This window comes from Aestuariibius violaceus, from assembly GCF_040779325.2.
GTDB lineage: Bacteria > Pseudomonadota > Alphaproteobacteria > Rhodobacterales > Rhodobacteraceae > Aestuariibius > Aestuariibius violaceus.
In genome coordinates, this window is the sequence record NZ_JBFONT020000006.1 from 85,952 (window position 1) to 98,069 (window position 12,118).

General features: G+C 64.5%; 9 protein-coding genes and 1 tRNA gene. 3 read left to right on the forward strand and 7 right to left on the reverse strand.

Annotated elements, in window-relative coordinates:
* Positions 1-28 precede the first annotated feature (28 nt).
* Entirely contained in the window at positions 29-955 is a 927-nt protein-coding gene (locus AADZ90_RS17190; protein ID WP_367311176.1) for a LysR substrate-binding domain-containing protein, read from the reverse strand.
* Positions 956-1,086: 131 nt separating this feature from the next.
* Between AADZ90_RS17190 and katG the strand changes: the two genes are divergently transcribed.
* Positions 1,087-3,324, forward strand: coding sequence for a catalase/peroxidase HPI (gene katG / locus AADZ90_RS17195; protein ID WP_367311175.1), 2,238 nt, complete (start codon positions 1,087-1,089; stop codon positions 3,322-3,324).
* Positions 3,325-3,374: 50 nt separating this feature from the next.
* Here the strand turns inward: katG and AADZ90_RS17200 are convergent, their stop codons facing one another.
* From AADZ90_RS17200 to AADZ90_RS17210, 3 genes are all read right to left on the reverse strand, one after another.
* Positions 3,375-5,165, reverse strand: coding sequence for an ABC transporter transmembrane domain-containing protein (locus AADZ90_RS17200; protein ID WP_367311174.1), 1,791 nt, complete (start codon positions 5,163-5,165; stop codon positions 3,375-3,377).
* A 50-nt stretch (positions 5,166-5,215) separates the two neighbouring features.
* Positions 5,216-5,289, reverse strand: a tRNA-Gly gene (locus tag AADZ90_RS17205).
* 86 nt (positions 5,290-5,375) lie between these two features.
* Complete coding sequence (locus tag AADZ90_RS17210; RefSeq protein ID WP_367311173.1) at positions 5,376-6,941, reverse strand: bifunctional metallophosphatase/5'-nucleotidase; 1,566 nt, start codon at positions 6,939-6,941, stop codon at positions 5,376-5,378.
* Positions 6,942-7,061: 120 nt separating this feature from the next.
* Between AADZ90_RS17210 and AADZ90_RS17215 the strand changes: the two genes are divergently transcribed.
* Together AADZ90_RS17215 and AADZ90_RS17220 are read left to right on the forward strand one after the other, a co-directional pair.
* Complete coding sequence (locus AADZ90_RS17215; protein ID WP_367311172.1) at positions 7,062-7,400, forward strand: DUF952 domain-containing protein; 339 nt, start codon at positions 7,062-7,064, stop codon at positions 7,398-7,400.
* Positions 7,397-8,449, forward strand: a complete 1,053-nt coding sequence (locus AADZ90_RS17220) for a quinone-dependent dihydroorotate dehydrogenase (RefSeq protein ID WP_367311171.1) — start codon at positions 7,397-7,399, stop codon at positions 8,447-8,449. The genes AADZ90_RS17215 and AADZ90_RS17220 overlap by 4 nt, the downstream gene beginning before the upstream one ends.
* On the opposite strand, the gene AADZ90_RS17225 is transcribed toward AADZ90_RS17220, so the two are convergent.
* From AADZ90_RS17225 to AADZ90_RS17235, 3 genes are all read right to left on the reverse strand, one after another.
* Positions 8,446-10,335, reverse strand: coding sequence for a propionyl-CoA synthetase (locus AADZ90_RS17225; RefSeq protein WP_367311170.1), 1,890 nt, complete (start codon positions 10,333-10,335; stop codon positions 8,446-8,448). The two genes, AADZ90_RS17220 and AADZ90_RS17225, sit on opposite strands and share 4 nt — an antisense overlap.
* Before the next feature lie 318 nt (positions 10,336-10,653).
* A complete protein-coding gene (locus AADZ90_RS17230; RefSeq protein WP_367311169.1) occupies positions 10,654-11,259 on the reverse strand; it encodes a LysE family translocator in 606 nt (201 codons plus the stop codon).
* A gap of 125 nt (positions 11,260-11,384) precedes the next feature.
* A complete protein-coding gene (locus AADZ90_RS17235) occupies positions 11,385-12,092 on the reverse strand; it encodes a hypothetical protein (protein ID WP_367311168.1) in 708 nt (235 codons plus the stop codon).
* Positions 12,093-12,118 lie beyond the last annotated feature (26 nt).

Sequence of the window (12,118 nt, forward strand, 5' to 3'; positions counted from 1 at the left end):
CGCAGCGAAATGAGCGATCTCCGATCCGTCACTCGGACGCCAGATCCGGCTCTGACAGCCCTTTCGCAGCCGCAGCGCGGCGCACGACATCGCCGATCTCGGCGAATTGCTCTGCCAGCGGGCTGGTTTTGCGCCAGATCATCCCGACGGCACGGACAGGCTGCGGATCAGTAAGACGCGTAACGCAAACGGACGGCCAGCGCGCCTCGACGTCGATCGCCATGTCCGGGATCAGCGTCACACCAAGGCCCGCGCCCACCATCTGCACCAGCGTCGAAAGCGAACTGCCTGCAAGACCCGACGACGTGTTTTGTGCCGCAGGCAGGCCGCAAAAGGCGAGGGCCTGATCGCGGAAGCAATGCCCTTCGTCCAGCAGCAGAACGCGACGGTGATGCAAATCATCCCTCTCAGGTGCCGGCAGATCCGCTTCCGCCGCTGGGCGGACAAGGACAAAGGGTTCCGAGAACAGTTCCACCTCGGTCAGCGTGGCCTCGCCCACCGGCAGTGCCACGATCGCCGCGTCCAGCCGCCCGTCAAGCAACTCCGCGATCAGGCGGGACGTAATCGTTTCGTGAATGTCGAGGTCGATTTCAGGATGACTGCGCCCAAGTTCAGCCACCAGCGCAGGCAGCAGATAAGGGGCGATGGTCGGTATGATTCCAAGGTGAAGCCGCCCCGCCAGACGGTCGCGGGAGGCGCGTGCAAACTCGCCCAGTTCATCCACCGCCAGAAGCACGTCGCGGACACGGGCCGCAAACGCCTCTCCAAACCGGGTGGGGCGGACATGCCGGGCGCTGCGCTCAAAAAGGACAGTGCCGAGGGATTGCTCAAGCTCCTTGATCCTCATTGAAAGCGCCGGTTGCGAGATCGCGCATGCCTCCGCCGCACGGCCGAAATGCCCGTTCTCCATCACCGCCTGAAAATAGCGGAGCTGCTTTAGCGAGACGTCTTTCATAACCAAAAGATATCGACCCGATCAGAAGATGCAAATTCACCTTATTGCTGAATACGCTAGAATTAGAATCGTTATAGACTTTGGCGGACGCTCACGCAGCGCCTTACCCAACAGCCAACAGGAGATTCGATATGGATGGAAACGACAGCGGCGCCATTACCGGTTGCCCGGTCATACACAACGCGTCATTCGGCAGCCGCGGCAACCGCGACTGGTGGCCCGAGCAGTTGAATCTCAGCATCCTGCACCAGAACCCACCCGCCGGAAATCCGATGGGAGAGACGTTCGACTATGCCGAGGCGTTCAAGAAGCTCGATCTTGACGCGGTCAAGGCCGACCTCCATGCGCTTATGACCGACAGCCAGGACTGGTGGCCCGCCGATTGGGGCCATTACGGACCGTTCTTCATCCGCATGGCCTGGCATGCCGCCGGTACCTACCGCATCGCCGACGGCCGCGGCGGCGCCTCCTCGGGATCCCAGCGCTTTGCGCCCCTGAACTCCTGGCCCGACAACGCCAACCTCGACAAGGCCCGGCGCCTCCTCTGGCCGATCAAGCAGAAATACGGATCCGCCCTTTCCTGGGCCGACCTTCTTGTGCTGACGGGCAACGTCGCCCTCGACTCAATGGGCTTCAAGACCTTCGGCTTTGGCGGCGGACGCGAAGACATCTGGGAACCCGAGCAGGACATCTACTGGGGCACCGAGGCCGAATGGCTCGTCACCTCCGACAACCCCGCCAGCCGCTATTCCGGCGCGCGTGATGTGAAAAGCCCCGATGCCGATGCAGGCAAGCTCGAAACCCCGCTCGCCGCGGTGATGATGGGCCTCATCTACGTCAATCCTCAGGGGCCCGACGCCGTCCCCGACCCGCAGGGCTCGGCCCACGATATCCGCGAGACCTTCGCCCGGATGGCCATGAACGACGAAGAGACGGTCGCGCTGACCGCGGGCGGCCATACCTTCGGAAAATGCCACGGCGCAGGCCTCGAAGACCATATCGGCGCCGAACCTGAAGGCGCCGACATCGTCGAACAAGGGCTTGGCTGGAAGTCGGCCCACGGCCTCGGCAATGGGGCTGACACAATCACCTCCGGCATCGAAGGCGCTTGGACCCCCACCCCCACCAAGTGGGACATGGGCTATTTCGACATGCTCTTCGGCTACGAATGGGAGCTTCACAAATCCCCCGCCGGCGCCTGGCAATGGCACCCGAAGGGCGGCGTGGCCGACGATCTGGTTCCCGACGCTCATATCGAGGGTAAGACAAATCCGCCAATGATGACGACCGCCGACATGGCGATGAAGGTCGACCCGGCCTATCGCAAGATCAGCGAGCATTATCACAAGAATCCCGATGCCTTCGCCGATGCCTTCGCCCGCGCCTGGTTCAAGCTGACCCACCGCGATATGGGCCCAAAGGTCCGCTATCTGGGGCCGGACGTGCCGGGCGAGGATTTGATCTGGCAGGACCCTGTCCCCCCGGTCGATCACCCGCTTGCCGATGACGCCGACATCGCCGCACTGAAGGGGGAGATACTCGACAGCGGCCTCTCCGTGCAGGATCTGGTCAAAACCGCCTGGGCCTCCGCCGCAACCTTCCGTGGCTCCGACAAGCGCGGCGGCGCCAACGGCGCGCGCATCCGCCTGGCTCCGCAGAAGAACTGGGAAGTCAACGAGCCCGAAACGCTGGCCAAGGTCCTCGAAGTCTACGAGGGCATCAAGGCGGGTTTCGACGGTAAGGGCGACAAGAAGATCTCCCTCGCCGACCTGATCGTCCTCGGCGGTTCCGCCGGGATCGAGAAGGCCGCGAAGGATGCGGGCCATGACGTAACCGTGCCCTTCACCCCCGGCCGGACCGACGCCACCGAAGAGCAGACCGATGCCGACAGCTTCGACGTGCTGGAGCCCGAGGCGGACGGCTTCCGCAATTACGTCCGCGCCAAATACACCGTCCCGACCGAGCGGCTGCTGGTCGACCGCGCGCAGTTGCTCACACTGACCGCGCCCGAAATGACGGTGCTGATCGGCGGGATGCGGGCGCTCGGCGCCAACGCCCACGATACGCAGCACGGTGTTTTCACCGACCGTCCCGGCCAGTTGACGAACGACTTCTTCGTCAACCTGCTGGACATGAACACGGCCTGGAAAGCGACGGAGGATGACGACAGCATCTTCGAAGGCCGCGACCGCGCCAGCGGAGAAGTCCGCTGGACCGGCACGCGCGTCGACCTGGTCTTCGGCTCAAACTCCCAGCTTCGCGCGCTGTCCGAGGTCTATGGCGCCAGCGACGCCGGCGAGATGTTCGTCAAAGACTTCATCGCCGCCTGGACGAAGGTCATGAACGCCGACCGGTTCGAGCTGACCTGAGACACCGATAAAGCGATCAAGCGCAGGCGGGCCACCTCGCCTGCGCTTTTCTATTCGGCGGCCATGCCTTCTGTGAATTGCAATCGGGCGAGCCGCGCATAAAGCCCGCCCTGTGCAACCAGGGCGTCATGGGTGCCTTCTGCAACGATGCGCCCCTGATCGAACACGACGATCCGATCGGCCTTTTTTACGGTGGCGAGCCGATGGGCGACGATGATGGTCGTCCGGTCCTGCGACAGCGCCTCGACCGCCTGCTGGACCGCCCGCTCGCTTTCCGCATCAAGTGCAGAGGTCGCCTCGTCCAGCAGTAGAACTGGCGCATCCCGCAGGATCGCCCGCGCAATTGCAATCCGCTGCTTCTGCCCGCCCGACAGCATCACGCCACGCTCACCGACATAGGTGTCGTAGCCATCAGGCAACGCAGTCAGGAAGTCGTGGGCCGCAGCGGCCCTGGCCGCCTCTTCGATCTCGGCATCCGTCGCGCCAGGACGACCGAAGCGGATGTTCTCGCGCGCGGTGGCCGCAAAAATCACCGGATCCTGCGGGACGAGCGCGATCAGACTGCGGAAATCGCCGCGGGTCAGATCGGTCAGGGCCGTGCCGCCAAGCGTGATGCGCCCGGATTGCGGATCGTAGAAGCGCAGAAGAAGCTGGATGATGGTTGTCTTCCCGGCACCCGACGGGCCGACAAGGGCCACGGTCTCTCCTGGGTTCACCGTCAGGTCCACCCCGTTGAGCGCCGCGATCTCGGGTCGGGCAGGATAGGCGAAGGTCACATCCTCGAAGCAAATCTCGCCCTTCTTCAGATCGGGAAGCGCCGCGCCCTGTGCCGGGTCAGCCACCGTGTCTTCGGCGTTCAAAAGCTCGACCAGACGCTCGGTTGCGCCAGCAGCGCGCTGAAGTTCCGACCAGATCTCCGACAGCGCCGCGACCGACCCGGCCACCATGATCGAATAGATGACGAACTGGACCAGTTCGCCGACACTCATGACCTCGGTCCGGACATCGCGCGCACCGACCCAAAGGATGCCGACGATCCCGGAGAAGACAAAGAAGATGACGATCGCCACCATCACGGACCGCACCGCGATGCGTTTGCGGGCGGCAACAAAGCTCTTCTCCGTCACATCCTCGAACTGCGCGCGGGACGGCGTCTCGTGGGTGAAGGCCTGCACGGTCTGCACCGCCAGCATCGCCTCGGACGCATTGGCAGACGATGCCGCGATCCAATCCTGGTTCTCCCGGCTCAACCGCCGCACCCGACGCCCCAACACCAGGATCGGCACCAGGATCAGCGGCACCAGCAGCAGCACCAGGCTCGACAATTTCGGCGACGTCAGCAGCATCAGAGCCAGCCCGCCGATCAGGATCAGCAGATTGCGCAGGGCGATCGACACGGACTGGCCGATCACTGTCAGAATCAACGTCGTATCCGTCGTGATGCGCGACAGAACCTCGCCCGTCATGATCCGCTCGAAGAATGCGGGCGACATTCCGATCATCCGATCGAAAACCGCCTTCCGAATGTCCGCCACCACCCGTTCACCAATACGAGTGACAAGGTAATAGCGCAGCGCCGTCCCCGCCGCGAGCAGCGCCGCAATCCCAAGTGCCGCCCCAAAGTACTGATCGAGAAGCGCCGCCTCGCCTCCCTCGAAATTATCAACCACGCGCCGAACGGCCAAGGGCAGGACAAGGGAAACGATCGCGGTCAGAACCAACGCAGCAGCAGCCGCGGCGATCATCGCCTTATAAGGCGCCATGAAGGGCACAAGACTGCGCAGCGCGCCGATCTCTTTCGACTTCGCGCGTTCTTCGGTGGCGTTGGGGACGTCTGCCATCTGGCTCCGGTCTAGCTGGATGTGCCGGTCAGGCGCGGCAGGACGAGCGTTGGAGCGGGTAGCGGGAATCGAACCCGCACCAAGAGCTTGGAAGGCTCGTGTGATACCATTTCACCATACCCGCCGCTCAATGGCGATATAGGCCGGAGGATGGGACAGGCGCAAGAGGTGGTCGACCGGGGCGTCCCTATGACGCCCCGGCCTCAAGTCTTACTGACCCGTGATGGTGATCCGGCCATCGGTGTACGGCGTGTAAGGGCCGTTCGCCGCCAGAAACTCCGCCGTCACATCGGCCAGATCGGGGCCGAAATCATAGGCATTGGCGGCATCCTCGAACATCGAATAACCGTCGCCGCCGTTACGGACGTAGTTGTTCGACACCATCAGATAGGTCGCCCCCGGATCAAGCGGCTCACCGGCAACCGTCACGTCCGAAACCCGGCTTCCGGCGGGCTGGGACAGATCGGCAGTGAAGGTCATACCAGCGACCTGCGGAAAACGGCCTGCCCCGTCTTCGACCTGACCCACACCGTTTTCTAGCGCGGCAAGGATGTCCTCCCCGGTCGCCTCAAAGGTCGACAGCGTGTTCTGGAACGGCAGCACCGTCAGCACTTCACCCATCGTGACCTCGCCAGCGTCGATCGACGCGCGCAGGCCGCCACCGTTCTGGATCGCGGCGACCACGCCCTGATCGGCCACCCGGTCGAGCATCGCGTCGGCCACGAGGTTGCCCATCGGGCATTCCATCGCGCGGCAGACCTCGCGCGAGCCTTCAATGGCCTCCGCCGTCTCGGCGACGACACGCGTCTTCATCTCCTCGATCGGATCGCCAAGCTCGGCGATCCGCGCAACGATCGCCTCATCTTCCTCGACCGACGCATCGAGCAGGATCGTGTCACCCGTCGCCTCGGTCACGTTGCCTTCATCGTCGAAGGTAACGGTCAGGTGGCCGACATACTTCGAATAGGCATAGGCCTGCACGACCGGCGTGTCGCCGACCATGGTCGGGTAGGCCATCGCCCCCTCTTCCGTGTTCGAGAACAGCGTGTGGGAATGGCCGCCCACGACCACGTCGATCCCCTCGACCGCCTCGGCGATCTCCATGTCCTTGTTCACGCCCACATGGGTCAGCGCGATGATCTTGGTCACGCCCTGCTCTTCCAGCGACTGAACGTCAGCGGCCAGCGCATCGATCTCGTCCTGAAAGATCACGTCGTCGCCGGGGGAAGACGTCTCGGTCGTGTCGACGGCCAAAGCCGAAACAATTCCGATCCGCTCACCGCCCACCTCGAGGATGATATGATCTTCCACTTCGTCTTGCAGATCCGCCGATCGGCTCAGGTCGAGGTTGCCGGATAGAACCGGGAACTCGACCCCCTCGGTCAGCTTCAGAAGCCCCTCGTTGCCATCGTCGAATTCGTGGTTGCCGACCGCCATCGCGTCAAAGCCGATCAGGCTCATCATCTCGATTGCCACGTCGCCCTTATAGGTCGTGTAGAACAGCGAGCCCTGATACTGGTCCCCCGCATCGAGAACGAGAAGGTTCTCACCGTCCAGTTCCGCGCGCAGGTTTTCGATCGCGGTCTCAACCCGGGCGATGCCACCGAAGCACTCGCCCGCCTCATTATCCTCGGCCGAGCAGGTGGAATCGAACCGGTTGATCGGCTCGATCCGGCTGTGCAGGTCGTTGATATGCACGATATGCAACGTGTATTCGGCCGATGCAGCCCCCGCGGTCAGCGCAAGAGCGGCGGTGGCTGTAAGGAATCGGGTCATCTTTTTATCTCCCTGTCAGAATCCCTTGTCGGGATAGGCCTTCACCATGACAGTTTTGTAAAAGTTTTGCGAAGGGGGTTTGATGTTGACCTTGGGTCGCAGCGACGGCAGGAGGCGGACATGCTGATCTACAAGGTGTTCCGGCCTGCGGAATGGGCAGAGCTTGTCTCGGATGGCGAAACCACGGGCGCGCCCGTCGACCTGGCCGACGGATTCATCCATTTCTCGACCGCCGACCAGGTGGCCGAAACGCTGGCCAAGCACTTCGCGGGCGAAAGCGGGCTGGTGATCTGCGCGTGCCACACGAACGACCTCGGCGCCGACCTGAAATGGGAGCCGTCGCGCGGCGGCGCGCTCTTCCCGCATCTCTACCGAAAGCTTCGACTGGACGAGGTGCGCTGGCACGAAACCCTCGTCATGGCCGGCGGGCACCATGTCCTGCCCGATCGCGTCGAATGAGCCTGATCGAACGGGCGGGCCTCGCCCTCCTCCACCGGATGGATCCGGAAAAGGCGCACGGTCTGGCCCTGCGCGCCTTGCGCAGCGGACTGGCGCCCTTGCCGGGTGTCGTGCGATCGGACCGGCTGAGGGTCCGGATCGGCACGCTCGACCTCCCGAACCCGATCGGCCTCGCCGCAGGCTTCGACAAGAACGCCGAAGCCGTCAGCGCCCTCGGCAACTCCGGCTTCGGTTTCATCGAGGTCGGCGCGGCCACTCCCCTGCCCCAGCCCGGCAATCCGCGCCCCCGGCTCTTCCGCCTGCCTCAGGATCGGGCTGTCATCAACCGCTTCGGCTTCAACAATGACGGGGCAGAGGCCATCGCCCGCCGCCTCGCCGCCCAGCCCTGCGACGTCCCGCTGGGGCTGAACCTCGGCGCGAACAAGGACAGCGCCGATCGGGCCGGAGACTACGTCAAGGTGCTCGAATGCTGTGGCGCGCTGGTCGATTTCGTGACGGTCAACGTCTCCTCCCCAAACACCGAAAAGCTTCGCGACCTCCAGGGGCCTGCCGCCCTGCGCGCCCTCCTCGCCCGCGTGGCCGAGGCGAATGCAGCTCTGGCGGAACCGGTCCCGGTCTTCCTCAAGATCGCCCCGGACCTCGACAATTCAGAACTCGACGAGATCGCAGCCGTCGCCGAAGAGGCCGCACTCGACGCCATCGTCGCCACCAACACGACCCTCACACGGGACGGCCTGACCTCTCCCCACGGGGACGAAAAAGGCGGCCTTTCCGGTGCGCCACTCTTCGACATCTCCACTAGGGTCCTGGCCAAGCTCGCCGCCCGCACAAAGCTTCCCCTGATCGGCGTGGGTGGCATCGGATCGGCCGAGGACGCGTATATCAAGATCAAGGCCGGCGCCTCCGCCGTGCAGCTCTACTCGGCGCTGGTCTATGAAGGGATCGGCCTCGCCGCCCGGATCGCGACCGGGCTCGACACGCTCCTCGAACAGGACGGCCACGCCTCCGTCGCCGACGCTGTCGGGCTCGAAACGGCCCGCTGGACCTAGCCCCGCGGGTAGCCCAACCCGCCCAAAGCCGCCGTCAACTCGTCCAGAATCGCAGGATCGTCGATCGTCGCCGGCATCTTGTAGGCCCGCCCATCGGCAATCGCCGCCATCGTCCCCCGCAGGATCTTGCCCGACCGCGTCTTCGGCAACCGGTCCACGACAAGCGCCAGCTTGAACGCCGCCACCGGCCCGATCTGGTCGCGCACCAGCAGCACGCAATCCGCGACGATCTCTTCCGCCGACCGCTCCGTCCCGGCATTCAGGCACAGAAACCCCATCGGCAACTGGCCCTTCAGCTCATCCGCCACGCCGATCACCGCGCATTCGGCGACATCCGGATGGGCCGCCAGCACCTCTTCCATCGCGCCGGTCGACAGGCGATGCCCGGCCACGTTGATGACGTCATCCGTGCGGGCCATGATCCAGAGATAGCCGTCCTCGTCCACGTACCCCGCATCCCCGGTCTCGTAGTAGCCGGGAAAGTGATCGAGATAGCTCTTCCGGAACCGCTCCTCCGCATGCCAAAGCGTCGGCAGCGTCCCCGGCGGCAACGGCAGCTTGATCGCGATCGCCCCCAAGTCCCCCGGCGGCAGGTCATGGCCATCGTCGCCCAGGATATGCACGTCGTATCCCGGCATCGGCACGGCAGGTGATCCGATCTTGACCGGCAAGAGGCCCAGCCCCAACGGATTGCCCGCGATGGTATATCCCGTCTCGGTCTGCCACCAATGGTCGATCACCGGCACGCCCAGCAGCCGCTCGGCCCACTCGATTGTATCCGGATCGGCCCGCTCTCCGGCCAGAAACAGCGCACGAAGGGTCGATAGATCGTAACCCTTGGCCATCTGGCCCTTCGGATCCTCCCGCTTGATCGCGCGAAAGGCCGTCGGAGCCGTGAACAGGACGGCCACGTCATGCTCTTCGATCACCCGCCAGAACGTCCCCGCATCGGGCGTCCCCACCGGCTTGCCCTCGAAGATCACCGTCGTGCAGCCATGGATCAGCGGCGCGTAGCAGATATAACTGTGCCCCACGACCCAGCCGACATCGGACGCCGCCCAGAACACCTCCCCCGGCTCGACGCCATAGATCGCGTCCATCGTCCAATCGAGCGCCACCAGATGCCCGCCGGTGGGTCGCACGACGCCCTTCGGCTGGCCCGTCGTGCCCGAGGTGTAGAGGATATAGGCCGGGTGATCCCCCGGCACCGGAACGCACGGCACCGGATCGGCCGTCCCAAGCTCTGCCCAATCGACATCTCGCCCCTCGACCAGCGGCGACGGCGATTGCTCGCGTTGAAAGATGACGCAGAACTCCGGCTGATGGGTCGATTGCGCCAATGCCCCGTTCAGCAGTCCCTCATAGTCGACAATCCGCCCCGGCTCGATCCCGCAGGACCCCGCGATGATCGCCTTGGGCGTCGCATCGTCGATCCGCACGGCCAGTTCGTGCGCCGCGAAGCCGCCAAAGACGACCGAATGGATCGCCCCAAGCCGCGCACAGGCGAGCATAGCGATGACCGCCTCGGGCACCATCGGCATGTAAATGATGACGCGATCGCCTTTTCCGACACCTCGCGCGGCAAGCCCGCCCGCCACCCGCGCGACCCGATCCTGCAGCTCGGCATAGGTGATCCGCGCCGTCGCGCCGGTGACGGGGCTGTCATAGAGGATGGCATCCCGCCCCCCATGACCCGCCTCCACATGGCGGTCGACGGCATTCCAGCAGGTATTGACCAGGCCATCCTTAAACCACTCGTAAAGCGGCGCGTTCTCGTCCCAGAGCGCCCTTGACGGAAACCGCTCCCAATCGATCCGCCTGGCCTCGTCCAGCCACCACCCCTCCGGATCGGCCTGCCAGGCCTTGTAGACCTCGTTGTAGCCCATGATCGTCCCTCCCTCTCTTCCGGCATTTCTAGGCGGGCGCCGCCGCAGCGCGCAAGCGCGTCGCTTTTCGACATCGATGTCGAAAACAGATGCGCCTGAGCGGCAGAGCCGCCCTATCGTGCCGCTTGGCCGCCGGAGAAAGCGGTCGCGACTGACGGAAGAAGGGCCGGGCACATGCCCAGACGGATCAAGGTGAAAGGCGCGCGAAGCGCGGCTTGGACGGATAGCGGAACACCGACGAAAGCGGCTGCACAAGGGGCGCGGCGGCCGCCGCGGCGCAGCGCGAAAGGCTGAGCCGCCGGGCGGGGCGGCGTTCCCTCAGCGCCGCTCCGTCACGGCAAGGCCGCCGGCCGCAACCATCAGCACCCCGCCCGCGCCCCGGTTCAACCAGCGGCGCCGGGCCACCGTCAGCGCGCGGGCGCCAAGCAGGGCGCCGCCGCCCGCCCAGATGATCGCCGCAAGGGCTTCGACAGCCAGGTAGATTGCCCCGAGGGAGAGGAGTTGTGGCGCGATCGCCTCTGTCCCTTGAGTGAATTGCGGCAGGAAAGCCGTGAAGAGGAGATAAGCCTTGGGATTGCCCATCGCCGTCAGAAACTCCCGCCGGGCCAGCGCCCGCGCCTCGGGGATCGCCTCCTCCGGATCGGCGCGCCACATCCTGACGCCGAGGTAGATCAGATAGGCCACGCCGATCCATTTCAGGATCTGGAAGGCCAGTTCGGACGTCCTCAGAAGCGCATCGAGGCCAAGCGCCACGAGTATGATCATGACCGCAAAGGCGGCCATACGACCCGTCAGCGCCTTCGCCGCGGGGACAAGGCCCGCCCGGCTGCCATTGGTGAAAGCCAGCAGGTTGTTGGCCCCCGGCGTCATCGCTACGAGGAAGGCAGCCGGTAGGAAAAGCGCCAGTTGCGTCAGGGTGATCATGATTGGGCTCCTGCTTCAGGACGGGAACGGTGGCGGCGCCCCGGGAGGCATATTGATCTGCGGCAGCTCCCGATTGGAAGGTCCGATTTGAGTATTTTTGGCCAGATGAAGATCAAACCCGATGCTTAGAGCTGGATATGGATATGATCGTCATGGCGAGCCGCATGGCAGCCCTGGAAGCGGATCTTGGAGCTGGTGAGGCCGAGGGAAGCTTTGAGGTGCGGCTCAAGCAGGATCCGACCCACCCGCGGGTCGGCTGAGAGGTGGGTCAGGGCCGCCCGCATCCGGTCGGCATCAAGCGGGCTGTCGCGCCACAGCGATTGAAGTAGATTGAGATCCCAGCGCAGATCGCCGGGGCGTTTCGGACAATCGGTCGGCCCATCCTCGAAGGCAAAATAGCCGATCAGAGAGGGGAGCGGACCGTCATAATAGAATGCAAAATCGAGCTTCTCCCCATCGTCGTGGCTGAGATGCGGCAGGAGCGGGAAGCCGTCGACAAACGGGAAGTTCCCGTCAAGCGCCCGCGTGCCCGGGACTTCGCGCGCCAGGTCATCAGCGACAGCGGCCATCTCGGGGCTGACATAATGCCGGTTCAGGACGCAGAAGAGCGGGGAGGCGACGGCGATCCGATCCTCCCGCGGGACGCATGGCAGAGGCTCCCTGCCAAATTGCGGGGCGGCGATGACGGCAATCCCGGACAGAAGCGCATAGGTCGTGGCAAAGGCGAGCCAGCGGCGGCGAAAGACAAGCGCGGCGAGCCAGGCAAGCCCACCGAGTTGAGTAAGCAGCGTGAGGAAGACGATCCACAGGACATGGAGGGTCAGACGGAGCATCGCAGCTCAGCTGAGGCGGATAGCCC

Bases quoted from the DNA above. Each gene is read 5' to 3' on its own strand.
- AADZ90_RS17235 (WP_367311168.1), bottom strand. From the start codon at position 12,092: ATGCTCCGTCTGACCCTCCATGTCCTGTGGATCGTCTTCCTCACGCTG.
- AADZ90_RS17210 (WP_367311173.1), bottom strand. From the start codon at position 6,941: ATGACCCGATTCCTTACAGCCACCGCCGCTCTTGCGCTGACCGCGGGG.
- AADZ90_RS17220 (WP_367311171.1), top strand. From the start codon at position 7,397: ATGAGCCTGATCGAACGGGCGGGCCTCGCCCTCCTCCACCGGATGGAT.
- AADZ90_RS17215 (WP_367311172.1), top strand. From the start codon at position 7,062: ATGCTGATCTACAAGGTGTTCCGGCCTGCGGAATGGGCAGAGCTTGTC.
- AADZ90_RS17190 (WP_367311176.1), bottom strand. From the start codon at position 955: ATGAAAGACGTCTCGCTAAAGCAGCTCCGCTATTTTCAGGCGGTGATG.
- katG (WP_367311175.1), top strand. From the start codon at position 1,087: ATGGATGGAAACGACAGCGGCGCCATTACCGGTTGCCCGGTCATACAC.
- AADZ90_RS17200 (WP_367311174.1), bottom strand. From the start codon at position 5,165: ATGGCAGACGTCCCCAACGCCACCGAAGAACGCGCGAAGTCGAAAGAG.
- AADZ90_RS17230 (WP_367311169.1), bottom strand. From the start codon at position 11,259: ATGATCACCCTGACGCAACTGGCGCTTTTCCTACCGGCTGCCTTCCTC.
- AADZ90_RS17225 (WP_367311170.1), bottom strand. From the start codon at position 10,335: ATGGGCTACAACGAGGTCTACAAGGCCTGGCAGGCCGATCCGGAGGGG.